This window comes from Glutamicibacter sp. JL.03c (genome assembly GCF_025854375.1).
GTDB lineage: Bacteria > Actinomycetota > Actinomycetes > Actinomycetales > Micrococcaceae > Glutamicibacter.
Window position 1 is genome coordinate 3366368 of the sequence record NZ_CP107575.1, and the last position, 26706, is coordinate 3393073.

At 64.6% G+C, this 26706-nt stretch carries 24 protein-coding genes, 1 pseudogene and 2 riboswitches; of the genes and pseudogenes, 11 read left to right on the forward strand and 14 right to left on the reverse strand.

Annotated features, from left to right (window positions below):
* The first annotated feature begins 18 nt into the window (after nt 1-18).
* The 6 genes from OF385_RS15595 (at nt 19) to OF385_RS15620 (ending at nt 6752) form a co-directional block, all read left to right on the forward strand.
* The gene (locus tag OF385_RS15595; protein ID WP_264276214.1) at nt 19-504 is read left to right on the forward strand and encodes a GNAT family N-acetyltransferase; all 486 of its coding nucleotides are present in this window, start codon (nt 19-21) and stop codon (nt 502-504) included.
* 54 nt (nt 505-558) lie between these two features.
* The gene (locus tag OF385_RS15600; protein ID WP_264276215.1) at nt 559-1392 is read left to right on the forward strand and encodes a helix-turn-helix domain-containing protein; all 834 of its coding nucleotides are present in this window, start codon (nt 559-561) and stop codon (nt 1390-1392) included.
* Between the two features lie 129 nt (nt 1393-1521).
* On the forward strand, nt 1522-2352 hold the full coding sequence (locus tag OF385_RS15605) for an ABC transporter ATP-binding protein (protein ID WP_264276216.1): 831 nt from the start codon (nt 1522-1524) through the stop codon (nt 2350-2352).
* 43 nt (nt 2353-2395) lie between these two features.
* Nucleotides 2396-3463, forward strand: coding sequence for an iron-siderophore ABC transporter substrate-binding protein (locus tag OF385_RS15610; RefSeq protein WP_264276217.1), 1068 nt, complete (start codon nt 2396-2398; stop codon nt 3461-3463).
* A gap of 12 nt (nt 3464-3475) precedes the next feature.
* Nucleotides 3476-5617, forward strand: coding sequence for an iron ABC transporter permease (locus OF385_RS15615; protein ID WP_264276218.1), 2142 nt, complete (start codon nt 3476-3478; stop codon nt 5615-5617).
* A gap of 52 nt (nt 5618-5669) precedes the next feature.
* Nucleotides 5670-6752, forward strand: coding sequence for an N-acetyltransferase (locus OF385_RS15620; RefSeq protein ID WP_264276219.1), 1083 nt, complete (start codon nt 5670-5672; stop codon nt 6750-6752).
* 77 nt (nt 6753-6829) lie between these two features.
* Here the strand turns inward: OF385_RS15620 and OF385_RS15625 are convergent, their stop codons facing one another.
* Nucleotides 6830-7267 carry a DUF6069 family protein gene (locus OF385_RS15625; RefSeq protein ID WP_264276220.1) on the reverse strand — a complete coding sequence of 146 codons (438 nt, stop codon included), beginning with the start codon at nt 7265-7267 and terminating at the stop codon, nt 6830-6832.
* Between the two features lie 219 nt (nt 7268-7486).
* On the opposite strand from OF385_RS15625, the gene OF385_RS15630 reads away from it, so the two are divergent.
* The gene (locus tag OF385_RS15630; protein WP_264276221.1) at nt 7487-8749 is read left to right on the forward strand and encodes a DUF2254 domain-containing protein; all 1263 of its coding nucleotides are present in this window, start codon (nt 7487-7489) and stop codon (nt 8747-8749) included.
* 43 nt (nt 8750-8792) lie between these two features.
* Entirely contained in the window at nt 8793-9908 is a 1116-nt protein-coding gene (locus OF385_RS15635) for a ferrochelatase (RefSeq protein ID WP_264276222.1), read from the forward strand.
* A 14-nt stretch (nt 9909-9922) separates the two neighbouring features.
* Here OF385_RS15635 and OF385_RS15640 read toward each other — a convergent pair whose 3' ends face one another.
* From OF385_RS15640 to OF385_RS15680, 9 genes are all read right to left on the reverse strand, one after another.
* Complete coding sequence (locus OF385_RS15640) at nt 9923-10252, reverse strand: DUF202 domain-containing protein (protein WP_264276223.1); 330 nt, start codon at nt 10250-10252, stop codon at nt 9923-9925.
* Entirely contained in the window at nt 10249-10629 is a 381-nt protein-coding gene (locus tag OF385_RS15645) for a YidH family protein (RefSeq protein WP_264276224.1), read from the reverse strand. The genes OF385_RS15640 and OF385_RS15645 overlap by 4 nt, the downstream gene beginning before the upstream one ends.
* Before the next feature lie 60 nt (nt 10630-10689).
* Nucleotides 10690-11919, reverse strand: a complete 1230-nt coding sequence (locus OF385_RS15650; RefSeq protein WP_264276225.1) for an acyl-CoA dehydrogenase family protein — start codon at nt 11917-11919, stop codon at nt 10690-10692.
* Between the two features lie 27 nt (nt 11920-11946).
* Nucleotides 11947-13173, reverse strand: a complete 1227-nt coding sequence (locus OF385_RS15655) for an acyl-CoA dehydrogenase family protein (protein WP_264276226.1) — start codon at nt 13171-13173, stop codon at nt 11947-11949.
* A gap of 51 nt (nt 13174-13224) precedes the next feature.
* Nucleotides 13225-13315: riboswitch (SAM riboswitch) on the reverse strand.
* Nucleotides 13316-13441: 126 nt separating this feature from the next.
* A complete protein-coding gene (locus tag OF385_RS15660) occupies nt 13442-14878 on the reverse strand; it encodes an LLM class flavin-dependent oxidoreductase (protein WP_264276227.1) in 1437 nt (478 codons plus the stop codon).
* The gene (locus tag OF385_RS15665; protein WP_264276228.1) at nt 14875-15981 is read right to left on the reverse strand and encodes an ABC transporter permease; all 1107 of its coding nucleotides are present in this window, start codon (nt 15979-15981) and stop codon (nt 14875-14877) included. The genes OF385_RS15660 and OF385_RS15665 overlap by 4 nt, the downstream gene beginning before the upstream one ends.
* Entirely contained in the window at nt 15978-16979 is a 1002-nt protein-coding gene (locus OF385_RS15670) for an ABC transporter permease (RefSeq protein WP_264276229.1), read from the reverse strand. Before OF385_RS15670 ends, OF385_RS15665 begins: the two co-directional genes overlap by 4 nt.
* Nucleotides 16976-18514, reverse strand: coding sequence for a sugar ABC transporter ATP-binding protein (locus OF385_RS15675; RefSeq protein ID WP_264276230.1), 1539 nt, complete (start codon nt 18512-18514; stop codon nt 16976-16978). Before OF385_RS15675 ends, OF385_RS15670 begins: the two co-directional genes overlap by 4 nt.
* Nucleotides 18498-19538: a substrate-binding domain-containing protein gene (locus OF385_RS15680; RefSeq protein ID WP_264276231.1), complete on the reverse strand. Its 1041-nt coding sequence runs from the start codon at nt 19536-19538 to the stop codon at nt 18498-18500. Before OF385_RS15680 ends, OF385_RS15675 begins: the two co-directional genes overlap by 17 nt.
* 68 nt (nt 19539-19606) lie before the next feature.
* A riboswitch (SAM riboswitch) is annotated at nt 19607-19697 on the reverse strand.
* 283 nt (nt 19698-19980) lie between these two features.
* Between OF385_RS15680 and OF385_RS15685 the strand changes: the two genes are divergently transcribed.
* Nucleotides 19981-20343: an SdpI family protein gene (locus OF385_RS15685; RefSeq protein ID WP_264276232.1), complete on the forward strand. Its 363-nt coding sequence runs from the start codon at nt 19981-19983 to the stop codon at nt 20341-20343.
* An 81-nt stretch (nt 20344-20424) separates the two neighbouring features.
* Here the strand turns inward: OF385_RS15685 and OF385_RS15690 are convergent, their stop codons facing one another.
* Nucleotides 20425-21786 carry a GntP family permease gene (locus OF385_RS15690; RefSeq protein WP_264276233.1) on the reverse strand — a complete coding sequence of 454 codons (1362 nt, stop codon included), beginning with the start codon at nt 21784-21786 and terminating at the stop codon, nt 20425-20427.
* A gap of 344 nt (nt 21787-22130) precedes the next feature.
* Here OF385_RS15690 and OF385_RS15695 point away from each other — a divergent pair.
* Nucleotides 22131-22208, forward strand: a pseudogene (locus OF385_RS15695) (Txe/YoeB family addiction module toxin); the annotation flags it as partial.
* Between the two features lie 94 nt (nt 22209-22302).
* On the opposite strand, the gene OF385_RS15700 reads toward OF385_RS15695, so the two are convergent.
* Both OF385_RS15700 and OF385_RS15705 read right to left on the reverse strand, forming a co-directional pair.
* Nucleotides 22303-23364, reverse strand: a complete 1062-nt coding sequence (locus tag OF385_RS15700; protein ID WP_264276234.1) for a sugar diacid recognition domain-containing protein — start codon at nt 23362-23364, stop codon at nt 22303-22305.
* 328 nt (nt 23365-23692) lie between these two features.
* A complete protein-coding gene (locus tag OF385_RS15705) occupies nt 23693-24229 on the reverse strand; it encodes a hypothetical protein (RefSeq protein WP_264276235.1) in 537 nt (178 codons plus the stop codon).
* A 158-nt stretch (nt 24230-24387) separates the two neighbouring features.
* On the opposite strand from OF385_RS15705, the gene OF385_RS15710 reads away from it, so the two are divergent.
* The gene (locus tag OF385_RS15710; RefSeq protein WP_264276236.1) at nt 24388-25230 is read left to right on the forward strand and encodes an NAD(P)H-binding protein; all 843 of its coding nucleotides are present in this window, start codon (nt 24388-24390) and stop codon (nt 25228-25230) included.
* Here the strand turns inward: OF385_RS15710 and OF385_RS15715 are convergent.
* Nucleotides 25215-26396 carry a glycerate kinase gene (locus OF385_RS15715; protein WP_264276237.1) on the reverse strand — a complete coding sequence of 394 codons (1182 nt, stop codon included), beginning with the start codon at nt 26394-26396 and terminating at the stop codon, nt 25215-25217. The genes OF385_RS15710 and OF385_RS15715 overlap by 16 nt on opposite strands.
* Between the last annotated feature and the right edge of the window lie 310 nt (nt 26397-26706).

Here is a 26706-nt window from a genome sequence, read left to right on the forward strand (position 1 = left end):
CTTGAAAGCGAGCACCCAATGCCCCGCTCCTGGCTTGAGCTGCGCCCATTTCTCGACACCGACGCAGAGTTTTTTGCCGCCTTGGCCTCGGACCAGCGAGTCGTGCGCTTCATTGGCTACGGGCAACCGTGGAGCCAACTGGAGATCGACTCGTGCGTCGAAGCGGCTCTTCACCACGAGAATCTGGAGCATATCGGCGCATCACGCTGGTTTGTGGCCACGGAAGCGGACCACCGGGTTGGCGTGGTCTTTTCAACTCGCCAGGACAGCAGCGTAGAAATCGGCTACTGGGTTTCCCCCGAGCACTGGGGACGCGGAATCGGCGGATCGATGCTCGACCGCGCGCTGGCGATAACGGCTGAGCTCTTCGGTGTCGCAACGTTCAGCGCGGGTGTCGCCGCGGGGAATACGGTCTCCGCGCACTTGCTGACCACACGGGGTTTTGTCCTCGAAAGCAGCAGTGACGAACTGGAGCAATACGTATTGAACCTGCCCGCGCGGTGAGCCCCACCCCACGGGCTTATCCTTCGCCCTGATTCGCTTTCTATACTGCTAGACATGACCTACCCTTCTGCCCCAGTTTCTGGGCTCGGCGCCTGGCCGCGCGAACCAGACACTGCCTTGGCACAGGCTTCAGCCCTGCCCAGTGGCGCCACGTCGTCCTTTGTGATTCTGAGCGAAGCCCACGCCATAGACGTTTCCACGGAATGGGAACCTCACTTCCATCAAGCCCACGAGTTGCTATGGGCGCACGAAGGAACGTTGACTGCCCAAATCGAAGGCCAGATCTTCACCGTCTCCGAAGGGTACGGCCTGTGGATCCCGGCGGGAAAACTCCACGGCGGGCGGCTCACCGCGCACATCAAGCTTTTCAGCGCCTTCTTCGCCGTCGAACGAACGTCCGCTGCGTTCAAAGACCCCACGGTCATCACGATGGAGCCGCTGCTGGAGGCTTTGCTGGTCTACCTCTCCCGCACGGAACTCGGAGAAAAGGAAAGGGCGAGAGCCGAATCTGTCGTTTTTGACGTGCTCACGCCTTCTGCGAACCAGCTGGCGCTGCGCCTGCCAGATGATCCGCGGATCAGTGCCATCGCTGATCAATTATTGGCTGACCCGGCAGATCAGCGATCCCTCGATCAATGGGCCGCCGATAGCAAGGTGAGCGCCCGGACCATTACCCGCGCTTTCCGGGAATCCACCGGCCTGTCTTTCGCCCAGTGGCGTCAAGCGGTGAAAATCCACCGCGCCTTGGAGCTGCTGGCAGGTGGCGAGGTCGTCCAGGACGTCTCCGACCTGCTGGGTTATGCGCAACCGAGCACCTTTATCGATGCATTTCGCCGCATTATGGGATCTACTCCTGGCGCATTTACTAGTGGAAACGCACATATGTGACCGAAAAACCTGATTACCTGTCTGAAATCATCGATTGCTGACAGGAAGAACTTAACTTAGACTTACCTAAGTGAAAATCCATACTCAGCACGGACGTATTTGGTCCTTCGGCAATCCCGGCCAGCTCCCATGACCGCAGCCACCATCAGTGCCACCGGCAGCATGAAAGCCGAAAATGTCGTACTGCGCTACGGCAAGCACACCGTTGTTGAGAACGCATCCATCAGCCTCTCCCCGGGACATGTCACCGCGCTCATCGGCCCCAACGGAAGCGGCAAATCCACCTTGCTGCGATCCATGGCCAGATTGCACGAGCGTGCCGCGGGAACGATCACGCTCACCGATTCCCAGGGGACGTCCCGCGAAATCAGCACCCTGAACGGGCGGGATTTCGCACATGAAGTCACGCTCTTCGCCCAATCCCATGCCACGCCGGAAGGCCTGGCGGTAGCCGACATCGTCGCTTTTGGCCGGCATCCGCACCGGCGCGGTTTCGCAGGGCTTTCCGCCAAAGACCGCGCAGCGATTGCCTGGGCCATGGAATTGACCGGAACCACGGACATGTCTGCCAAGGCCGCCGGAGAACTCTCCGGTGGCGAACTCCAACGGGTCTGGCTGGCAGTGTGCCTGGCGCAGCAAACCAACGTGGTGCTGCTGGATGAACCAACGAACCACCTGGATCTGAAATACCAGGTTGAGACCCTGGACCTGGTCCATGACCTCGCCCAGCACAACGCGCTGGCCATCGGCATTGTGCTGCATGACCTCAACCAGGCCGCGGCCCTGGCCGATTCCCTGGTCTTGATGAAGCACGGGCGCGTTTATGCAACCGGAACCCCGTCTGAAGTGCTCACCGCACAGAACCTCACGGAGGTCTACGAGATCACCGTGCAGGTGCACGCCGATGCCGCGACCGGAGCACTCCGTGTCCAGCCGGTCAGCCGCCACCATCAAAACTGATCCGCACTTTTGCCATTACCCCATCCAACACCAAGGGAAACTCATGCCTACACTCGCACGTAGCGCCGTTGTCAGCCTGACCGGCCTCGCCTTGCTCCTCTCCGCCACCGCCTGTGGCGTCACCGACACTTCCAGCTCAGCGGCAACGCAAAGCACCACGGTCGCCTCGGCCAGCTGCGCCGAGGACACGACAAAAACCAGCACGGACCCGGTATCGATGACCGATGACCTGGGACGAAGCCTGAATCTGGACAAGCCCGCCGAACGCGTGGTCGTCCTGGAATGGCAGGAGATTGAAGACGCACTGACTCTGTGCATCAACCCTGTCGGTGTGGCTTCGCCAGAGGGCTACAGCACCTATGTCACCGCCGAAAAGCTCCCTGAGGGGGTTGAATCAGTAGGCGAGCGCGGGGAACCGGACCTGGATTCCATCTACGCGCTCAACCCCGATCTGATCATCGTGGACGCCTTCAGCGAAGACGACCCAGTACTGGCCCAGCTCGACAAGTCAGATGTCCCGGTCCTCGCGCTGAAAGGCAACGACTCGTCGGATCCCATCGGCAACATGAAAAACGTCTTCTCCCAGGTCGCACAGGCCACGGGCCGCACTGAACGGGCCGAGGCGGTGCTGAAAGAGTTCGATGCCCACCTGGCGCAGAAAAAGCAGGAAGTCGCCGACGTGAAACCCCAGACCACCGATTTCCTCTTCTTCGACGGCTGGGTTGAAGGCTCGAATCTCACCATCCGCCCATATACCGATGGCGCCCTGTTCACCGAGCTGGGCAAGGAACTGGGCCTGACTCCCGCTTGGAACGACCAGGTCAATGAGTCCTTCGGTTCAGGCGGTGTCAACAAGGAGTACGGCCTGGCCCAAACCGACGTCGAGGGCCTGGCTGGCGTCGGCGATGCCAATCTCTTCTACTCCAATGATGCGGGCACCGGCTGGACGACGGAGCTTGAATCGAGCTCGATCTGGAAGAATCTGACGGCGGTCAAGGAAGGACGCACCTACCAGTTCCCGAACATCTGGGGCGCCGGTGGACCAAAATCCACCAGCCAGGCGGTGGATGCCTTCACCGATGCACTCACCTCCGCTGCGAAAGCCGAGTAGTTCACCACGGCAATGAACACTGCTGAAAAAACCGCTCAGTCGCCAGCCCGGCACGGCAATGCGGCCTCGCCTTCTCCCCTGCCTCACTCGGCGATGCCCCCGGTCATCGGCGCGCGCGCCGCGGCCGGGGCGGGGGTGCTGGCAGCCTTGCTGGCCGCGGTGCTGCTGGCAGGGGCCTGGCACCTGACCCAGGGAACGTCCGGGGTGGGATTGCCGGAGCTATGGCGCGCCCTGGGCGGAGAGAGCACAAGTGTTGGCGGCGTGCGGGCCTCCGACATATTCACCGGTTCCCGCCTGCCGCGCCTTTGCGCGGGAGCCGCGGTGGGCCTCGCCCTCGGGGTGGCCGGGTCCCTGCTTCAATCGGTGACCCGCAATCCGCTGGCTTCACCGGATACCTTGGCAGTTACCTCCGGCGCCTATTTTGCGCTATGCATCGTGGCTGCCTTCGGGCTCAGTCTCTCCACCCTGGCCTCCAGCGCAGTGGCCTTTGCCGGTGGCATAGCTGCCGCCGGCACGGTGCTGGCGCTGGCCGGTCGCAGTACCGGGAGTGCCACCACTCGGCTGATCTTGGCCGGCTCGGCGATCGCGATGGCCCTGGAAGCCGGCAGCGGCATCGTCCTGCTGCTCTTCAAGGAAAACACCACCGGGTTGTACGCTTGGGGCTCCGGCTCGCTCGCCCAGCTGAATCTGGATGCATTCCTGCGCAGCCTGCCGGTGATGCTGGCGGTGCTTGCCGTGTGCCTGCTGCTTTCACGCCGTCTCGATGTCCTGTCCCTGGGGGATGACAACGCGGTGGTCCTCGGGATTCCAGTTCGTTCCACGCGCATCCTGGCTTTGCTCTGCGCGGTGCTGCTCACCGGCGTCTCGGTTTCCCTGGCCGGTCCCATCGCTTTTGTGGGTCTTGGGGCTCCGGTGCTCGCCCGATTGCTGGCGCGCAAGCTGACCGTCTTGCGCCGGCAGCTGTTCTTGCTCCCCGCGACCGGGCTCATCGGCGCCTTGCTGATTCTGCTGGCCGACGTGGTGCTGCGCGCGCTGCTCGGCGCACAGGGTGCGGCCTCCATCCCCACCGGGGTGCCCACGGCGATATTGGGTGGAGTGCTGATTATCGTGCTCGCGTTCAGGCTGCCCGAGGCTTCCAGGACAGGAAATGCGCTGCACGCCGCCAGCAAATTGCGCAGCCGGCGGCGCTTCGCGTTCACCCTCGGATGGGGCGTGTTCCTGCTGGTCGTTGCCGCCGTGCTCGGGCTGCTGTCCGGCAGCATGCTGCTGCGCCTGGGCGATCTGGCCTTATGGCTCCAAGATGCCGCCCCGACGCTGATCGACCGGGCCTTCTCCGAGCGCGCACCGCGGACCACCGCGGCCTTGTGCGCCGGGGCCGCCCTGGGGCTGGCTGGTTGCCTGGTGCAGGGCACCGTCCGCAATCCGCTGGCAGAACCCGGGATTCTGGGCATCACCGCCGGCGCCGGCTTGGGTGCGGCCATTGTTGTCACCGTCTTCGGCGGTTCCCGATCCTTGCTCGTGGTTTTCGCGGTGGTTGCCGGCCTGGCGACCTTCGCTGCCGTCGCCTCGCTCGCCTGGCGCCGGGGCTTCTCCCCGGAACGATTCGTGCTGATTGGCATCGGCGCGGGATACACGCTCTCGGCGGTGACCACCTATTTGCTGCTGAGCATCAATTCCTGGCAGACCCCGAGAATCTATACCTGGCTCTCCGGCTCGACCTACGGAAGGGAATTCGCCGATGTCCTGCCGGTGGCGGTGATGCTCCTCGGCGCCCTTCCGGCCGCAGTGCTGATGGGCCGCAAGCTTGATCTGCTGGCCGTTGACGAGGATTTGCCCAGGATCATGGGCGTCGCCCCGGCGCGGACCCGTCTCATCGCCCTGAGCCTTGCGGCGGGGCTGGCCGCGCTGAGTGTCGTAGCCATCGGTGTTGTTGGCTTCGTCGGGTTGATCGCCCCGCATTTGGCGCGGTCCCTGGTTGGTTCCCGGCATCACCGCGCGATTCCGGTTTCCATGCTCTTCGGGGCGGTCCTCGTGGCGCTGGCCGACGCCCTGGGGCGAACCGTCATAGCCCCCGCCCAGATCCCCGCAGGCTTGGTGGTGTCCCTGCTGGGCACCCCGTATTTCATCTGGCTGCTCTACCGCTCGCGCGGCTAGATAACACCGAAGACCGGGTTGCACCCTCGGCAGCCGGCGAAAGAGAGAGAGCATGGCCCGTAATTTTGCCCCCGGCATCACCCTCGAGGACTTCGATCCCTCGAGCCATCCAGAGCAGCTGGGACACCTGGCTCCGCCCGGGGAGGCCTGGGAACGTGATCTTTCCGCGTCCAACGCACAGATCCTGGCGATGCGCTCGGCCGAAGGCGCCATTGACGGGTGCGCGCTGCTGACCGCCCGCTCGGCCGGGGCCTACCTGAAAATCTCCAGCGTCCTGGGGCGCACGACCGAGCATCTGGGGCAGGTGGTGCAGGCGGTGCTCGATCACGCGCGGCAGCAGGGGCTGGCCTGCGTCAAATGGGAGATCCGGCTAGGGCATCCCGACCTGCAGGACCTGGCCCAGAACCTGGGGTTCGAGCGCTTACCGGCGCCCCGGCGCTCCGCGCACCGCACCGGCCGGGCGTCGGCCGCCGGGTTCGTCCAGTGGCTCGCGCCGGCCCGCTACCTCCGGAATCCGCATTACCAGCAGACGGAGAATTTCACCTGCGCTGCGGTCGCCGCGCTCACCGCGCATCAGGAAACCTCCCGCATCCAGTCCCTCGGGGAACTGCGCGTCGCGGAGCTGATGCTGTGGCGCGAGGCGACCAATTTCATGGCCTGCGAACCGATTGAATTGGGGCTTGCCGTAGCCCGGCGCTGGCCCCGCAGCCCGGTCAGGGTCTGGCTGGATACCCGCGAGCCGGTGATGGTCGACTACTATTCCGAGGCCGACCGCGATTGGCGTGCCGTGCTGCAGCGGCAGTCGCGGCTGCAGGCCGACACCGCCGGACTGGATCTGCGCACCGAACGCTTGGCCATGCCGCAGATCGTGGAGGCCCTGGCCGGTGGCGCCCAGGTGTTGCTGCTGGTGTCGCTGGAGCGGATGCTCGGTTTCGATGTGCCGCATTGGGTCCTGTGCCACGGGATCGCCGGCACGGCTGAACGGCCTGTGGTGGTCATCGAGGATTCCTGGGTCAATGACAGCAGTGCCGAGAGCTGGGTTGATGCAACCTGCCTGCCCATCGCGGCGCAGGAGCTGGATTCCATGTCGGTGCTCGAGGATGGCCGCTACCGGGCGGCGCTGGTTCTGGGATAGCGCGGCCACCGGGCAAAAAACCGCGGCACCGCAGATCATCGCTGATCTGCGGTGCCGCAGCTGGGGCGCCATCTTCGCTAGGCGAGCACAACGTCCTTGGAAGCAACGTGCAGCTTCTTGTTGCCGTAGTGCACGGCGAAGAACCAGGCGATGCCGGTGACAATGTGGATCAGGCTCAGCGTCAGTGCCGTGGCCGCATCCGCGGCGGACAGGATGGCCGCCAGGCTCGAGACGACGGCAACGATCAAGCCGACCCACTGGGCCACCTTGGTGACACCCTTCTTGGCGCGGCCGATCAGGAAGACCACCAGGCCCAGCACCAGCAGGGGCAGCCAGGTGAACTGCAGGATGTTGTCGAAGCCGACAATCTCCTCCGGATTGCTGCCCACCTTCATCGACGCGCCCGAGGCGATGCCGATGAAGAAGATGATCACATTGAGGTAGCCTGCGCCCAGTGCGGCGATGACGACCTGAATGTAGTTGAACGGGCTGTTGGGTTGTCCCTGAGCGGTCATGGTGTTCCTCAAAAATCGTTGAAAGTCCTCAACAATTCTAGGTTCACCCTCCCGTGCCCCGGCTCTCATTGCCCCGTGATCTTGGCGACAGCCCTGAACCGCACAATTCGCTGGCCCGTGGATGGTTCCGGGTCATTGGGCGCTAGAATCACTCCAAGCATCAAGCAGGCCAGGCACCGGATTCCAGCAGCCCGCGCCGCAGAGCACCGAGGAGCGCAGATGAACCGATGGATTGTGCATGTGAGGCAGGCACTGCGGGGCATATGGTTCCCGGCAACCCTCTTCACGGTGCTGGGCATTGCGCTGGTGATGGCGGCGCACCTTTTCGGGCACCTGGTCCCGCCCGAACTCTCCCGGGCCCTGGGCAAGGATTCGACGGCCTCGATCCTGCAAATCCTGGCGACCTCGATGCTCGCGGTCACGACCTTCTCGCTGACCACCATGGTCTCCGCCTACGCCACGGCGACCCAGATCGGCACCCCGAGGTCCATCCAGCTGCTCGCCGCGGACCGCACCTCGCACCATGCGCTCTCCACGTTCATCGGGGCCTTCGCCTTCGCCATCGTCGGCATCGTCGCCCAATCCGCCGGCGTCTACGGCGACGGCGGGCAGGCTTTCCTGCTGCTGGGCACCGTCGCGGTCATCCTCGCCGTCCTGATCACCTTGCTGCGCTGGATTTCCTTCCTGACCCGCTTTGGCCGCATGTCCGATATCATCGACCGCGTGGAAAACGCCGCGGCCAAGGCCATGGGCGATTACGCGCACAACCCGCTGATGGGCGCCTGCCCCTGGGCCTCCCCGCCGAGCACCGCGCACCCGGTCACCGGCCAGGACTCGGGGTTCGTGCTCAATGTGGATGTGGCCGCCCTGCAGCGGATCGCTGAACAGCAGCAGTGCATGATCTGGGTGGATCGGCGTGGTGGATCCCGGATTTTCGCTGGCCAGCCCCTGGGCTTCACGAGCATCGCGCTGCCCGATTCGGCCTGCGAGGCCATCACCCACGCGTTCACCATCGCCGCCCACCGCACCTTCGACCAGGACCCCCGGCTCGGCCTGATTGCGCTCTCAGAGATCTCCAGCCGCGCGCTCTCCCCGGCCGTCAACGATCCGGGCACCGCGATCGAGGTGCTCAGCGCCACCCACCGGGTGCTGCAGCCGGCGCTGCGCACCGATCTGGACGCGTCCCGCACAGCGCCCCGGGTCTATCTCCAGGCCCTGGACCCGCAGGATCTGGTGCAGGACGCGTTCCGCCCGGTCTCGCGCGATGGCGCCGCAACGGTGGAAGTGGCCATGCGCATCCAGAGGGAACTGGGCGCGCTGCTCGCCGCCGCGGATGCGCAGTGGGCCCCGGCCTTGCGCGCACAAGCCATCGAGTCCTTCCACCGGGCCCGCCACGCATTGCACGCGCCGGAGGATATCGAGCAGGTGCAGCGCCTGCACACCGAGGCGTTGTCCCAGCCCGGGAACCTGAGCGGATCCTGAAAGGACCGCCGCTTCATTTTCTACGCTTTGTAAAATCCAGCCTATGGAACCCACCCACATCGAACCTTTCGACGCACTAGTGCTCATGTCCTTTGGCGGACCGGAACGCGAAGAGGATGTCCTGCCTTTCCTGCAGAATGTCACCCGCGGCCGCGGCATCCCCGATGAACGGCTGGTCGAGGTCGGCGAGCACTACTACGGCTTCGGCGGCAAATCGCCGATCAATGGCCAAAACCGCGAACTGCTCGCCGCCCTCCAGCAAGAACTCAAGCGCCGCGGAATCGCCACCCCGGTGTTGTGGGGCAACCGGAACTGGGACCCCTTCCTCACCGACACGGTGCGCGAGTTCGCCCGGCGCACCTCGGGCTCGCGCTTTCTCGCCATCGACACCTCCGCCTACTCCTCCTATTCCTCCTGCCGCCAGTACCGCGAGGATTTCGCCCGCACCGAGCAGGCGCTGGCCGAGGAAGGGCTGCAGGTGTCCTTCGAGAAGATCCGCCAGTACTACAACCACCCCGGCTTCGCGGCCGCACAGCTGGAGTGCGTGCGCCGCGGCTTGGCCGATCTCGCGGCACAGGCCGGGACGCTGGATCCAGCCAAGCACGCCCTGCTCTATGTCACGCATTCGATTCCCGAGGCCATGCTGCAAGCCTCGCAGCGCGAAACCATCGGCTACCGCGCGCAGCACGAGCAGCTGATGGCATGGATCGACCAGCAGCTCGCAGGGCAGCAGCCGCTGACCGCGGAACTGGTCTTCTGCTCGCGCTCCGGCTCGCCGCAGACGCCCTGGCTGGAACCGGACATCAACGACCGGCTGGAGGAACTCGCCGCGGCGGGCATCGAGGGCGTGGTCGTCGTGCCGCTGGGCTTCGTTTCCGACCACATGGAGGTGAAATACGACCTGGATACCGAGGCCGCCCAGACCGCCGCGGACCTCGGGCTGGCGTATGTGCGTGCCGCGACGGTCGGGGTCGACCCGGTGTTCGTCTCGGGCCTGGTGGATGCGGTGCTGGAACGGGCCGCCCAGGTTCGCGGCGAAGCGGTCGAGGCGCCGGCAGTGACCGCTGAGGGCGCGTTGCGCCCGGGCAGCGGCGCCTGCTCGGCGACCTGCTGCTGGGGCAGCCAGCGCAAGCCCGCGGCCCCCAGCTGGGATCGCTAGCCCCGGGGCCCGGCCTAGCCGAGCAGCACCAGGGCCAGGGCGCCGGCGGCCACGATGACCAGCAGCGCCGTGGTGGCCAGGACGGCGGTTGCATCGGCCTGCATCCGCTGCCTGCGCAGCTGCTGGTCCATGCGCCGGTAGCGCGTCCGCTGGGAGCCGAGAATTCCCAGTCCTGCCAGCACGGACAGCGCGCACAGCCAGATCGCCGAGGCACCGATGGCAGGCAGCCAATGCAGGAAGATGGCGCCCGTGATGAAGAACGAGTACATCGTCCGGCTCCATGCCATCACGGTGCGTTCGGGCTGCAACCCGGGATCGCGCGGCGCGGGGAATCCGTCGCTCATCGGGTGGCACCCAGGACCATGGCCAGGGCCGCCACGGACGCCAGGACCGCACCGGCCGAAAGCAGCGGGACAATCGCCGGCACCGGCAGCGAGCGGCCGTGCCGCAGCCTGCGCTCAACCCGCAGCCAGTGGATGGCCGCGCCGGTGCCGATCAGGATGCCGATGCCGATGACCAGTGCCGCGACGATGGTGCGCAAGGGGGCGGCGAAGACCTCCGCGGTGAATCCTTCCAAGGCCGTGCCCCCGGCGACAAAGGCCAGCGAGGTGCGGATCCAGGCCAGAAACGTCCGCTCATTGGCCAGCGTGAACCGGGGATCGGGATCGGTCCCCCCGGGCAAGAGCCACCGTGCTAGGGCGCTGCGCTTCTCATCGGCCATGCTTCTCCCCTCGGACCCTGCCTTTTGGGATCAGCCTACACAATCACCGCTGGCCGGTGGCTACTTCGAGGCGCCGATGGCCCAGATCCGCGGCAGCTCGGCCCCGTTGACCGCCACATCGCCGATCAGCCGCGCCTTGAACACCCACGGATTGTGGTTGCCCGCGGTGCGCGCATTGCGCCAATGCCGGTCCAGGTTCTTCGACACGCTCGTGGCCGAGGCGGCCAGCGCATCAAAGGCATGGGTGATGGAGTTGAGCACCAGCGGGGTGAGCACCACTTGGGCCTGCGCGCTGGCCAGCTCGGCGGCGTCATTGGCCGCCTCGTCCTCGTCCACGGAAATCTCGCCCGCCTGCAGGGCCAGCGCCGTCTCGTAAGCTCCTTGGAGTGACTGGGACACGCGCTCCACGGTTCCCGCCGCAGCAAAGGCAGCCGCCGAAACCTCACCAATCACCTGCAACAGCTGCGGATCTTCGGCAGCGACATTGGCCGCCGCGTGGCTGAAGGTGCGCCTGCGAGCCTTCAGCTCTGCAGCGAAGTCGCGTTCGGCAGCTTTAGCTGACCCGGCGAGCACCGCTAACAGTACTTGCTGATAGAAAGCGGTCTGGTACTTGAAGCGGGTATCGAAGTCGATCAGATCCTCTTCGGCCACAATCGCATCGGTGAAGGTCGAGGTCCCGGTGCCGGTGGTGCGCTGGCCAAAACCGTCCCAGTCATCGGCCAATTCCACGCCAGGCTGGTGGCGGTTGACCGCGGCGATCACGCGCTTGCCGGTATCGGTGCGCTCCGCGTAGGTATCCAGCCAGTCGGCAAAGATGGAACCGGTGGAATAGTACTTGGTGCCGTTGATCCGGAACCCACCTTCCCCATTCGGGGTGACCTTGGTGATCACGTCCCCGACCTTCACCGTACCTACCTCGGTCCAGGAGTTGCCGACCAGCTCGCCGGCCACGAAGCGTGCCAGCCACTTATCCCGGCCCGCCCCGGGGGCAGCGATCAGCCGATCTTCCACGAAGGCGAAGTGGGCGCGCAACGCCTGGGCGATATTTGAGTCAGCGGCCGCCAAATCAACAAAGAGCTCAAAGAGCTCCGGCAGGGTGGCGCCCGCGCCGCCATGGGACACCGGCACGCGCACCGCCCCGAAACCGGCGGCAGCCAGGTCGGCAATCTGCTGGTAGGGCAACTCGCCACTGCGGTCGCGTTCGGCAGCGCCCTCGGCAATCTGTTCAAAGAGTGGCGCGAAGCGGGCCTTGAGTTGATTCAGTCGATTATCGGTAGTCAATAAAGTCATCACAGGATCCTGTCCGTAGAAAAGTTCTTAGGTGTACAGCGAGAGCGGCTGGGACTCCCCGCGCAGGAAGTAGGCGCCGACTTCGATCTTCTTGTAGTCCACCGGGTCATGCAGGGAGTGGGTGCGCACATTGCGCCAGAACAGGTCCAGGCCCACCGAGTTGGCGGTGGAGGACGAACCGGTGACTTCGAAAATGCGGTTGGCCACCTCGACACCGACCTCGGTGGAGACCACCTTGGCTTCGGCAATGTCCACGGCCAGCGCCGCGCGCTCGGGCTGGGTGACGTCCCCGCCCTTGGCAAGTAGCGCATCGAATTTGCGTCCCAGCTTTTCGGTGAGCGCCGCTACCGCTGCGGTGCGCGCCTTCAGCTCGCCCACGGTGCGTTGGAAGATCGGATCCTGCGAGTAGGTCTCGGCCTGCGAGAACAGCCACGCGTTCTTGCGACCAAGCAGAATCTGCTTGCCACGCGCCAGCGCGCCCTCTGCAATGCCCAGATAGAAGTTGGCAAACGCCAGTTGGATGCCAGGGGTGAGTAGTGTCGAGACTGGTTCCTCGGTCACCTCGCCGAGCAGATCCGTCGGCTCAATACGCACGTTGTGATACTTCAGCGAGTTCGAAGCGCTCAGGCGCTGACCCAGGTAGTCCCAGTCATCGACAATTTCCAGGCCCTCACGGTTCCTATCAATGATGAAGGCCAGAACCTGACCCTTGCGTTCACCTTCAGTGACCTCGGCATTGATGACGATGACCTCGCCGACCCCGGAGCCCGTGGAGAAACGCTTGGAGCCATTGAGCCGGAATCCATCGCCTTCCGGAATCAGGGTCAGTGTCGGGTCGACAGGGTTGACCGAGTCGCCCCACAGCCAACCGCCTTCCACGGTGCGGGTCCACCATTCGGCTTGGGTTTCCGGTGCCCCGTAGAAAGCGATGCCCGACTGGTTCACGTAGTGGTAGGCCAGCAGCTGGGAAATAGAGCCATCGGCGGCAGCAAGAATACGAACCACCTCAAAAGCAGTTTCCCAGTGAGCTCCCGCTCCCCCGAACTGCGCTGGAACCAACAGGTTCAGCAGGCCAGCGTCGCGCAGCAGCTGCACTTCGGCAAAAGGCTGGGCGTTCTTGCGGTCGCGCTCCAGGGCATCGGCGGCCAGCTGGTCGGCAACTTTCCGGGCTGCTGCGCGCCACTGCGCGAGTTCTGCTTCATCGGCGGTGCCGGTGTATGGCACACGCGGCAGCTGGGTGCTCAGTACGGTCATCTTCGTTCTCCTCATCTTCATGGATTCCGAAGGATGCAGAAAGATTCTGCGAATCCATCGAACCTGGCGTTAGCACTTACTGCGGAAGGCAGGCTTGCTGCGGCGTCGCGGAGCCAGGTCTCTCAGCCGCTCTGGATGGTTTGCCCTACCAGTGAAGCATCGGGGCCTGCCCGTTGGCAGTGACGGCGTCACAGGGCGGAACATCGTCATGTATCGACATTTTCGCGGCCCTGAAGCCGCGAAAGAATCCGTCATATTTCCTCATATGTCACGGTGCGCCCAATACCGCTTCAGGGGTTTGGCTGGCCTTCGCATCGGCCGCCGAGGCCTTGCCCGCATAGGCTCCGCGGTAGGCCGCTGCCGGGTGGTGCCCAGCCACCCGCGTGGTGCCAGGCTCGGTCAGGTACTCGCGCAGGGTATTGCCTTCGTATCCTGCCCAGGTCCGCCCGCGCTTGCGCAGCTCCGGGACCACCAGATCGGTGAACTGCTCGAAGGAGCCGGGGGTGATGGCGTAGGCCAGGTTGATCCCGTCCAGCCCGGATTCATCCACCCAGCGCTCGATTTCATCGGCCACGGTCTGAGCCGAGCCCACCAGCACCGGCCCGATGCCACCCACCCCGAGGTAGTCGGCAATGGCATTCGGGGTCCACTTCTGCTGGGGGTTCGCGGTAGTGAAAATCGACACCGCCGAGCGGGCCGCATTGGTTTCCAGGTACTGCAGCTCCTCATCCGGCGCGTACTGGCTCAGATCCAGCCCGGACCAGCCGCCGTAGAAGGCCATGGCGCCCTCGCGCGAGGCATAGGACTGGTATTCGCGGTAGAGCTTCTCGGCTTGGGCATCCGAGTCGGCCACCACGGTGGTCATCAGCGCGTAGATCTTGGCCGCATCCCGGGGCCTGCCGACCAGTTCGAATTCGTCGCGGATCGCGTCGGTCTGCCGACGGGTGACCGCGGTGTTGATCGAGTTCAGGAAGATGCCCTCGGCATGCTGGGCGCCGAAGCGCCGGCCGCGGGAAGACGCGCCGGCTTGGAAGATCGCCGGGGTGCGCTGGATGGAGGGCTCGGAGAGGTGGATGCCGGGCACGGTGAAGTACTCGCCGTGATGGTTGATCGGATGCACCTTGGAAGGATCGGTGTAGACGCCGCGTTCGCGGTCCTTGAGCACCGCGCCTTCCTCCCAGGAGCCTTCCCAGAGCTTGTAGACCACGTCCATGAATTCATCGGCGATGTCGTAGCGGGCATCGTGATCCAGCTGCCGGGTCATGCCCAGGTTGCGGGCCGCCGACTCCAGGTAGCTGGTCACTACATTCCAGCCGATGCGCCCGCGGGTGAGGTGATCCAGCGAGGAGAACTTCCGGGCCAAGGCGTAGGGCTGCTCGTAGGTCAGCGCGCTGGTCACCGCGAAGCCGAGGTTTTTCGTGGCCGCGGCCATGGCGGAAACCTGCATAAAGGGATCGTTCAGCGGCACCTGGTCGGCATCGAGCAGCGCAGGCCCGCTGGAGTTCTGGTACACGTCATAGATGCCCAGCACATCGGCCAGGAACAACGCGTCGAATCCACCGCGCTCCAGGGTCTTGGCCAGATCAACCCAGTAGTCAAGGGTGTTGTACTCATCGGCCCTATTCTGCGGATGCCGCCACAGCCCCGGGCTTTGGTGGCTGACGCAGGTCATGTCAAAGGCGTTCAGGTGGATGCGCTGGCTCATGAGTTGCTGCTTCCCTTTGCGGTGGTGGTCGGTGCTTGGCGCTTTGCTGTGCGCAGGAGCGCGAAAATGCCGGTTGCCGGCTGCCCCTTGGCCCGCCCGAGCACCACGGCGGCGAGCAGGATCGCCAGCAGCACCAGCCCGCGGGCCAGGTCCTGCCAGAAGAAGGACAGGCCGATCAGGTTCAGCCCGTTATCCAGCAGGCCGAAGATCACCACGCCGATCAGTGTTCCGCCCACGGACACCCGTCCGTAGCGGCTGATGGTTGCCCCGATGAAGACCGCTCCGATGGCATCCATCAGATAGGCCTGGCCGCTGCCCGGAACGTAGCCGTTGGAGCGTGCGGCCAGCACCACTCCGGCGAATCCGGCAATGACCGCGCACAGCAGGTACGCGCTGGCAATCAGCGTAGTGATCCGCAGCCCCGAGATCTTCGCGGCGCTGGGCTGCTCGCCGGCCATGGTCAGCGTGCGCCCATAACGGGTGATGCCCAGCAGCAAAGCCACCACCACGGCGATGGATGCGGCGTTGATGATGGCGGCATCGATGTCCAGGAAGTAGCCGCGCCCGATCACGGCAAAACCATCGGGCACCAGTGGCGCCGAGAGGTAGATCGGCGCGCCTCCGCTGGTGAGCAGCTGCTGCACGCTGGTGCCGACAAACCAGACGCTCAGCGTGGCCAGGAAGGCAGGGATCCGCAGGAGAACGATCAAGAGCGCATTCACCAGCCCCACGGCCAAGGCAAAAAGCAATCCGCCGGCCACAGCCACCCACGCACGATACCCGTCGTGGATCAGCCAGGCGCTGGCCAGGGCGCCCAAGTCGAGGGCCACGCCGATCGACAGGTCAATGCCGCCGGCCCGCACCACCAGGGTCAGGCCAAGGGCAACCAGCGCCAGCAGCGCTACCTGCCCCAGGATTCCCACGAGGTTTCCCGCTGTGAAGAACACCGGGCTGAGCACCGAGAAAACGATGAGGATCAGGGCCAAAGTTCCAGGCGCCACCAGCCGCGACGCCTGGAAGGAGCCGCGCTTCTTGGCGCTCTTGGCGGTTGGAGATTCAGGGGCTGGGGCCGCTGGCGCGGCAAGAGTCGGGGCAGTGCTCATCGGTTCTTCCTTCCGCGCAGGGTCACGCTGGCCAGAACCAGCAAGATCAGCAGGCCCTTGGCAGCGCCCACCCACTGGCTGGCCACGCCGAGCAGGGTCAGCCCGTTATCCAGGGCGGCGACGAACACGGCGGCCAGCACGGTGCCGGCAACGCTGACCAGTCGCCGGCGGGAGAAGATCATGGACATGTAGGCCACCAGGATGATGTCCAGCAGAATCTGCGTTCCAATGCCGGGAACCGCGGCCGAGAGCCGGGCCACCAACAGCGTCCCGGCCAGGCCCGCCAAGGCCGAGCTGAGCACATAGCTGGCCAGCCGGTACCTGCGGGGATCAAGCCCTGCCACCTGGGCGGCGGTGGGATTCTGGCCGACAGCATAGGAATTCACTCCCCAGCTGGTCTTGCCATAGACCCACCAGCCCGCAGCCCCGATGAGGATCATCAGCCAGGCCGCCAGCGGGATCCCGAGAAAAACGCTGCCGCGGGCAGCCTCGAAGAAGCCGCCGGATACGGCGATCTTCAGGTTCTGGCTGAAGACCAGTTCCAGCGAAGCGGCCACGCCCATGGTGGCCAAGGTCGCCAGCAGCGGGCGCAGCCCCAAGGTCACCGAGATCCCGTTGATCACGCCGATCGCGGTAGCCACCAGCACCCCGTAGAGCACCGCTATCAAGCCCGGGGTGCCGGCGGCGGCAGCCAGCGCAGTCACGGTGCCGGCCAGTCCTGCCACCGCTGAGGTGGACAGGTCGATGCCGCCGTTCAGCACATCATCGCCGCCGGCGATAATCACGATCGCGAGCCCCACCCCGGCAATGCCGAAGACCGAAGCCTGGGTCAGGATGGTGGCGATATTCGATGCCGTCAGGAAAAATGGCGAGCCGACAACGAAGAGCAGCAGGACCGCGGCGATCCCGGCGTAGCCGATCCAGGCGGCCAGGCCCGGTTTCGTACCGCGCGCGCTGCGCGCGCTCGCCTCGTTGGCGGGAGCAATGGCGGTGCTCATGCGTTCACCTCTTCTCGTGGTGTTCCGGTTCCTTGGCCGCTGGAGGCCAACTGCAAGATGCGTTCGGTGCTCGCTTCGGCGCAGGACAGCTCGGCGATGACCCGGCCTCGATACAACACCAGCACCCGATCGGCCATCCCCGCGACTTCTTCCAGGTCAACGCTGACCATCAATGCGGCCGCGCCGTCGTCGACCAGCTGGTTGATCTGCGCGTAGATCTGCGCGCGGCTGCCCACGTCCACGCCCGAGGTGGGCTGGTCCAGCACCAGCACATCGGATCCCCTGGCCAGCCAGCGGGCCAGCACGGCTTTCTGCTGGTTGCCGCCGGAGAGGCCCGCAGCCACGGCTTCGGGATCACCCGGGCGGATATCCAGGCGCTGCACCAGTTCGCTGGCCGCCGCACGCTCCTTGCGCGCGTCGAGCAGCCCGAGCCGGCGTCCGAGTGTGCGCAGGCTGGCCGCGGCGATATTCTCGCGCACGGTGTTGCGCAGGAAGATGCCATCGCGATGCCGGTTCGATGGGACATAGGCGCCGGCGCGGGCGACAAAGTCCGCCGCCGATTTCACCGGGCGGCCATGCAATACCACGGTTCCGGCGTGCGGATGGTTCCCGGTCACCGCATCGGCCAGCACCTCGATCCCCGATCCCACCAGCCCGGTCACTGCCACGATTTCCCCGGGTGCCACCGAGAAATTGATTTCCTCCAGCTTCCCGGCGACCGCCACACCCGAGAGCTCCAGGGCAGGCTCCCCCGGCGTGGGAGGCGCCTCGCGCTTCTGATGCGAGAACTCGTCGACCTGGCTGCCCAGCATCAAGCCGATGACATCCTCGATGCTGTCACCGGCGGCGAAACTGGCGTCGCCGGCATTCTTGCCGTTGCGCAGCACCGTGATCCGGTCGGCAATCTGCTGCAGTTCCTGCAGATAGTGGGAGATGAAGATGAGGCCCACCCCGCGATCACGCAGATGCCGGATCGTGCCGAAGAGCTGTTCCACCTCGTCATTGGCCAGCGGCGCGGTCGGCTCATCGAGGATCAGCACCTTGGGCTCTGCCAGTACCGCGCGGGCGATCTGGATCAGCTGCTGCTGGGCAACGCTCAGCTCGTCAACGAAGACCGAGGCATCCAGTTCCTGGCCGGTGGTGCGCAGGATATCGGCTCGCGCCGACTCCTGCACGGTGCGCTCATGGCGCCAAAGCCCGCGGCTTGTGCTCGTGCCCAGGTACAGCTGCTCGGCTACGGTCAGGCGTCCGGCCAGGTGGCGGTCCTGGTGGATCACCTCGATGCCCAGAGCTTCTGCATCGGCGGGGCGGCGGATCTGCACGGCTTTGCCAGCCAGTTCGATGTGGCCGGTATCCAGGGTGTACAGGCCCGTGAGAATCTTGATCAGCGTGGACTTGCCGGCACCGTTTTCGCCCACGAGGCCCAGGACTTCCCCGGCTCGAAGCTGCAGGTGGACATCATCGAGCACCTTGACGTTGCCAAAAGATTTATTGATCCCGGCCATGCTCAGCAAGTCATTAGATGCCGTTGTCATTGCGCACCTGATTCACGTTGTCCTTGTCGACAAAAATCGGCTCGGCATAGCTGGTGCTCGGGACCTGATCGGTTTGCCCATCGAGGAACAGGGCGATATTGCTGGCCGAGGTCGCGGCGATCTGCTTGGTGGGCTGGGCGACGGTGAACTGGTAGGAGCTGTTCGGGTCGGCGATCAAATCCAGGGCTCCGGGCTCCGCATCGACGCCATAGAGCTTGATGTCATTATCGGTGGGGTCGATGGCCTGCGCCGCTCCGATCAGCGGCATGTCCCAGCACGACCAGATCGCGTCGACTTCGCCCTCGGGCAGCCTGCGCAGCTGGTCCTGGATCTGGTTCTTGGCATCTTCGATGGTGCCCTCATACTTGTCCTGGAGTTCAGGGGTGATCTTCTCGATATTCGGGTAGTCCTCGAGCACCAGGTTCAGGCTGTTGTAGCGGATCCGGCACGGCGTCACGCCGGGGAAGCCGTTGAAGACCAGGATCTTGCCCTTGCCGTGCAGGTCTTCTGCCATGGTGCGAGCCAGCGTGGTGCCCACATTCCAGTTGTCGCTGGTGACGTTGTTCTTCGAGTATTCGCTCTGGAAGTCGATGGTGAACAGCGGAATGCCTGCGGCGTCCACCTTGGCCAGGGCAGGGGTGAGCGTCTGCGCATCACCCAGGATCACCACGATGGCATCGGGCGACTGGGTAATCAGGTTTTCCACGTCGGAAACGTGCTTCTCGTCCTTGGCTTCGGCCTGGGTAGCGATGACCTCGCCGCCGAGCTCCTTGATGCGTTCCTGGATCTGCTGGTAGACCACCCGCGAGTAATCGTGCAGGATGTCCTTGGCCGCGATGCCGACTTTCTTGCCTTCCAGCGAAGGAACATCCTCCAGCTGCTGCTCGGCTTGCGGGTTGCTGCTTTGCGCCGCGACCGGAGCCGCTTGGGGGCGCGGTTCTTTCAACGAGCAGCCCGTGAGCAGCGTGGTGGCAGCCAGGGCAACAGCCACAAGCTTCAAGGTGTGCGGGCGAGTACGAGTCATGCCGTCCCTCTCTGAGACATCTAGGACCGAGGGATCCCGCACAGAAGTCCTTGCTTCTGAACCCGGGAGCTCCATCGAACCTGGCTTTAGCACTATCTGCAGGAGGCAAACTTGCTGCGGCGTCATGGAGCCAGGTCTCTCAGCCGCTCTGGATGGGGTGTCATTCGAGTCAAGCATCGATCAGCCACGTTGGCTAAGCCGGCGTCATGGGAGGGAACCCTGCGTCAGATCTCGTCACAAATCCGGGGTTTTTGACAGCTTCAAGCCCCGTGAATGCGTGGACAGCGCGTCATATTTCCGCATATTACGATCCCCGGTTCGCGTTCCCCGGTTCGCATTTGCCTGGCTGCTTGAGCCGGGCAAGCCGTGCACGATGCGGGTACTGCCCAATATCACAATCGCCTAGACTGAATCCAAGGACACCGATCGAGAGGACATCCGCGTGGATTCGACCAGCACAGTGAGCCTGATGTTCGGGCTGCTTGTCCTAGCGCTCACCGCGGGCCTACTGGCCCGCATGGGGGCCGACGGCCGCCTGCCGCGCAACAGCAGCGTTGGCCTGAAAACCCGTCACACCCTGGCCAGCGATGAAGCCTGGCTGGCGGCGCACCGCGAAGCCTCACCAACCCTCAAGCTCTCTGGCATCACCGGCTGGCTCTTCTTGATCTCCTCGGCAATCTTCTGTTTCCTGCAGAATTTCGCCGCAGCATTCGCCCTAGCCGCTATCGGCTTTGCCCTGGTCCTCGTGCTGATGCTGCGTGCCGCGTCCAAGGGGAACAAGGTCGCCAAACGGTTCTCCGCCTGAGCGCCGAATCAACAGCGCACCGCGCCATCAATGAGGAAATCACTGACGACGCGGTGCGGGTGCGCAATGCCCGGCAGCCCCCTAGAGCAGAACTGCCCCGAGGATCCAGACGGTGGCAAACGCCGCGGTCCCCTGGATCGCGGTGGCCACGCTGAGGGTCTTGTACGCGGTGATCACCGGGATCCGGCTGAGCTGCGACACCACCCAGAAGTACGAATCGTTCGCATGCGAAACGACCATCGCACCGGCGCCGACCGCCAGCACGCTGAGCACCATGCCCAGCTCGGAGTCCAGCCCCAGCGAGCCGAGCATCGGGGCGACCAGCGCGGAGGTGGTCACCATCGATACCGTGGACGATCCCTGCGCCGACTTCAATGCGGCGGCAATCAGGAATGGCACCGCCAGCCCCAGCCCCAGGCCGCTCAAGGAACCTGAGAGGAATTCGGTCAGCTTGGAGGAGGCCAGCACGGCGCCGAAGGCCGCCCCGGCTCCGGTGATCAGCAGGATCGGAGCGGCAGTGCGCACCGCCTCATTCATCTGGTCATTGAAATCGGAGAGCTTCTTATCCCCGCTCAGCAGCGGTGTGGCCGACAGCAGGCCGAAGATCAGCGCGATCACCGGGGTGCCGATGAAGGAGAGCACCTCCACCAGCGTTCCGCCACCCAGTGGCGCCGAGGGCAGCTTGGCAATGGAGGCGGCGCAGATCAAAACCAGCGGCACCAGAATCGGCAGGAAAGCCAGGGCCGGATGCGGCAGCTTTCCGAAGCTGGCGCGCAGCTGCTCGTAGTCCAGGCCTGCCAGGTCGTTTTCGTCTTCCGAGGCCATCGGAGTCCACTGGGACTTGTTGAACCGGCTGGCGTAGGCCAGGCCGGCCAACGCGGAGATGGCAGCTACCGGCAGGCCCACGGCGATGATCAGCCCGAGGTTATCGGCAATGCCGATGCTCTCGGCCGCGGCCAACGGCCCGGGGGTCGGCGGGACCATGGTGTGCGTGGCATACAGGCCGGTCATCAGCGCGACCGATGTCGCCAGCGCCGAAACGCCGGTGCGCAACGTGATGGCCTTGCGCAGCGAGTTCAGCACCACGTAGCCGGAGTCGCAGAAGACCGGGATCGATACGATGTAGCCGATGATGCTCAGTGTCAGGTTCGGGAACCGGGTGCCCAGGACCTTGATCAGGGCGTCGGCCATCGAGATGGCGGCCCCCGAGCGCTCCAGGATGATGCCGATCATCGTGCCGAAGAGGATCACCAAGCCGATATTTCCCATGGTGTTGCCGAACGCCGTGGTGACGGTGCTGGCCACTTCGGCCAAGGGGATCTTGTAGGCGAAGGCGGCAAGAATGGCGGCGCCGATCAGCGCAAGGAAGGGGCTGATTTTCCAGCGCGCTGTCACCAGCACAATGGCGACTACGAGGATCAAGAGAATAATGAGTTCGTACACGGTTGGTTGGCTCCTTTGCCACGATCTGCGGTGCGTTCTCCAGCAAAGCGGCTCAAGCTTTGGCGGTTCGAACAGTCGGCAATGAGCCAATACTAGGAAACGGGCAAGAGATCACCTATGGGCATGTGCCCGGAATTCCCAGGGCCCAAAGAGTGAAAAGTGTGCACGGGGTCCAAAGAATGCCTTCGGGTGAGCATCAAAACCGCACTGATACCCACATGTCGTTCAAGCAGCCATCGAGATCGTAGCCCGCAAAGGCGACTCCGGATGCTGGATTCCTACGAGCGCGTTCGCGACGGAGCGCGGACCGAACATGAATGAGACCGCTCTGGCAGTGACGGCTCATGCGTCTACCGTGGGACGAGTCCGCGTGGGAGGACGGCGAATATTGGCAGCAGACAGATCGCAAAATCCGCACGCGGATAAACATGTTGACCGATGCCTGCCTGCTTGATGCCATCAACGGCAACGGGAAGCCCGTTATCACTACCCGGATCCCGCTTTGGAGAACTGCAGCTAGAAGACCTGCAGTTCATCCAGCGCGATCCGCGCGTACACAGCATGCTGCAATCGCAGCGATTCGGCGGCCTGGCGAATATCAGCACCCGTCACCTGGCCGATTCGCTCCAGCCTTTGCACCAGCGTATTGCGGTGGATATGCAAGGATTCCGCGGCCTCGGACATGGAGGAAGCGGCAGCGACCACCAATAGCGTCCTGGCCTGCTCCTGGTTCAAAACCTGCGCGCGGGCGGCCAGATACTTCAGGCTCCGCGCCGGAGTGCGGGCCACAGCCACCGCAATATCCTGGTTCCAGATTCCTTCGAGTTCTCGCCGAGGAAGCATCGCCGGGCGCCCCGCCAACGTCCGCATCGCTTCGGCCTGGGCCAACAGCTCGCCCGCATCCTCGGCGGCCGGCCCGATCAGATAACGGTCATTGGCATTCGGGGCATCCGCCGCCGGCTCATCGCTGGCCTTTCGCAGTCGCCAATGAGCACCAAACAGCCCCACCCAGCAGGTGCGCGCCCCGTCGAGCGCCGGCTGTTCCAGCAACGGATCCTGTTCGCTGCGCGGCAGCCACAGCTCAAGTTGCAACGGCGCACGCAGCCCGTGCGCATCCAGGGTTCTCTCGATCACGTCGGCCGCCACATGCCCGGCAAGCAGCGCTGAAATGATATCCCGGGCCTCGGCGGCCCGGCGAGCGCTCCGCGAGTGCTCGCGTTCCTGGGTGAACAGCAATTGCACGGTCAGCGCGATCAGGTCAGCCAGCGGCTCGACCTCATGCGGTGCGCCGGTCACGCCAACTGCTCCGCACAACCGCTCGTTGAGTATCAGCGGAAGGTTCACCCCGGGCTGGGTGCCTGCGGTGTCATCGGCCTGGGCAACCCGGATGATCTGATTGCGGCGGATCGCTTCGACGCTGCCTTCATGCAGGGTGCCGATGCGCGCGGCATCGCTGGAGGCGATGATGATTCCATGGGCATTCATGATGTTCACGTGGCGATCGATCGTCGGCGCAATGGTATCGACGACCTTTTGCGCGAGCCCGCTGGCCAGTCGAGGTTGCTCCTTTTCGCTCATGGATTCATCCTAGCCGTCACCTCGCCCGGGGAACTGCCACTTTTCAACATGGCACGCTCGGGGACGTGAGGTGCTTCACGTTGAACTTCAGTGATGCTAGGCTCGCCCCAGTCAAGAATCGCGATGAAAGGTCCACCATGAGTTCGGCGATCAGCTACTTAACGGGCGGCTTCCTAGTCTCCTTGCTCGTAACGCTCAACATGACATGGAACCAGCGTTTGCCCGGCATGGTCGGCCCGGCCCTCATCGTGGCGTGCCTTGCAGGGCTCGTCGCATGCCGGCTCTACACCGCTCGAAACCTGCCCCGCCGGCACGATCCAAGGGAAACCTAGGACGCCTCCCGCTCCTGCTGAATCGACCTGACCGTGCTGTTGGCATCAGGCGCAAACGCAAACAACTTGCCATCGGCAACGTGGACCCAGAATCGGCCACATAAATCCGTGGTCCGGTTTTCGGCGCCCTGAGGCCACCAATCGGCGTCCAGGGTTCGGGTGGTGGAGATTTCATTCGCTTCAAAAGACTTGGTACGCGCATCCGAGGCGTAGGCCTTCTTGAGTTCGGCTTCGCTCGGATGTCCCGTGCTCTTGATCGGGACGCATTGTTCGCCTGGCACTTCGCCGGAGTAGTCCATCACGAAAATGCGTTCCATTCCCGTATTGCGCTGCATGAGTTTCACATCGGTTCCGCCCTGGGGCACCCAGGTTGGCAACAATTCTGCTGATACTGCTTCTTCTGAGGTCTTCGCGGTCTTTTCGGTGGATTCATCGTACTTGTCCACGAGCAGATCCGACACGGAGCAACCGGAGAGGACAAGGGACAAGGGAGCTGCCATCAACACGGTGGCGACGTACTTTTTCTTCATCATGATTCCATCGTAGAAATCGGTCGCCACTTGGCACATCGTCTTCTCGTCGCAAGTGGGCCGGCGGCAGTTCATCCCCACGGTGGAGCAGCCGAAAGCTTTTCTCCACCCGCACCACCTAAACTGGCCTCAACAACCGATCCGTCTGGGAGCCAGAAGCCATGGACACTACACCTCACATTGCCGTCACCGGCTCTACCGGGGCGCTCGGCTCGCTGGTGGCCAAGAATCTGGCCGGCCGCTCCATCGCCCAACGCCTTCTGGTACGCGACACAGCCCGGGCTCCGCAACTGCCCTTGGCCACGGCCAGCGCTTTCGACTACGCCGATCGCGCCGCCAGCATCACAGCGCTGGAAGGCATCGAGGTGCTGTTCATGGTTTCGGCCCCGGAGAGCGATCACCGTTTGGACCTGCACGCCGCCTTCATCGACGCCGCGGTGGCCGCTGGGGTGCAGCACATCGTCTACACCTCCTTCACCGCTGCGGCCCCCGACGCGGAGTTCACCCTGGCGCGCGAGCACTACGCCACCGAGGAGCTCCTGCGGTCTTCGGGCCTGCGCTTCACCGCCTTGCGTGACAGCTTCTACCAGGATTTCCTGCCCGATCTGGTGGGGGACGACGGGGTGATCCGCGGCCCGGCCGGGACCGGGCATTTCGCCCCGGTGGCCCGCGAGGATGTCGCACGCACCGCAGCCACCGTCGTGGCCTCGGCGTCCGAACATGCCAGTGCCACCTATGAGCTCACCGGCCCGCAGTCGTTGAGCATGCTGGATGTGGCCCGGATGCTGGGCGCCGAGCGCGGCCAGGCCATCGCCTTCCACGATGAAACCATCGATGAGGCCTACGCTTCGCGTGCCAGGTACGGAGCATCGCAGTGGCAACTTGATGCCTGGGTCAGCACCTATACGGCCATCGCCAGCAACGCCATGGCCACGGTGAGCGACCATATCGAAATCATCACCGGCAGCGCGCCGATGTCCTTCCAGGACTATTTGCGCAAATAGGTCCGGGCCACGCTGAATGCGGTGCGCTCGACCAATGCGAGCGTATCGGCCGAAAGCTCGGCCAAGCTCGCAGGTCCCTGCGCGATGGAGTAGGCCGCCAGGATCCCGGCCTGCTCCAGTGCCGCATCGTCCAGATCCACCGACCCGGCCACCACGATCACATCGGCCTGCTCCCCGGCGGCGTGCAGCACCCCGGACACCACTTTGCCTTCCAGCGACTGGCTATCGAGGCGTCCTTCTCCGGTGATCACCAGATCCGCCGCGCCCAGGATCCGGTGCGCGTCGAGCACCTCGGCGACCAGTTCCCACCCGGGGGTCAGTTCCACGTCGAAGTACGAGGCCAGGCACGTGGCCAAGCCGCCCGCAGCACCCATGCCTGGTTGCTCGCGCAGCGCCCTGCCGGTATCGGCTTCCAGCACGTCGGCCAGCCGGGCCAGGCCGCGATCGAGCACCTGCACCTGCTCTGGCGAGGCGCCCTTCTGCGGTCCGAAGACGGCGGCCGCCCCCTTGGCGCCGAGCAGTGGATTGGTCACATCGCAGGCGATCTGCCAGCGCACCGTGGCCGCCCGCGGGTCCAACTGCGAGACATCGATCTGCGCCAGGTCATTGAGCGCCCCTCCGCCTTCCGGCAGCTCCCGCCCCTGGGCATCGAGGAACCTGGCGCCCAGAGCGCGCAGCAATCCGGTGCCCCCGTCGGTGGTAGCCGAGCCACCGAGGCACAAGATGATCTGCCCAACTCCCCGCTCCAGGGCATGAACAACCAGCGCCCCCAATCCATAGGTGCTGGCCCTCAGGGGCTGGCGTTGGACGTCGCTGACCTGTGGCAGGCCGGCGGCTTCTGCTGCTTCCACCACGGCAATCTTGTGGTCTTTGCTCAAACCCAGCCGGGAGACCACTGGCCGGCCCAGCGCATCTGTGGTCTGCACGGTGAGGGCCTCGGTGCCCCAGGCATCGATCAGCGCCTGGAGGGTTCCCTCGCCGCCGTCGGCGAAAGGCACCGCCGTGATCTCGACCGGGATCCCCAGGCTGGTGGCGGCCGTGTTCACCCCCTGGGCCAGTGCGCCGGCAACCTCGCTGGCCCGGGCGCTGCCCTTGAAGGAGTCGGGCACGATGGCCACCTGCAGCGCGCGCCCTGCGCCGGATCCTGGATTCTGCTCTGAAGTCATGTCCCCCAGCATAGAGAGCCCCGGGGCACAGAACTATGGGCCGATGACCGCATTTATCCGGGACGCTCCCACGTTGATATGTGCACCGCGCCTAGTCATGTGAAACGCGAAGCCCAGCCAAAGGATCGGCACAGGAACCGTGGCTAGCGTAGGAACTACCTCATTGAAGGTGCGAGTGATGATCGTAAAGGTTCCCGCCGGATATTGCCCGGCGGGAACCTTTCTTTAACCCCACACCCAAATCCATGGCCTACGCGCAGTGCCTGCTTATTGCCTGCACAGGCACCGGCCCTAGAGTCATAAGTACCTC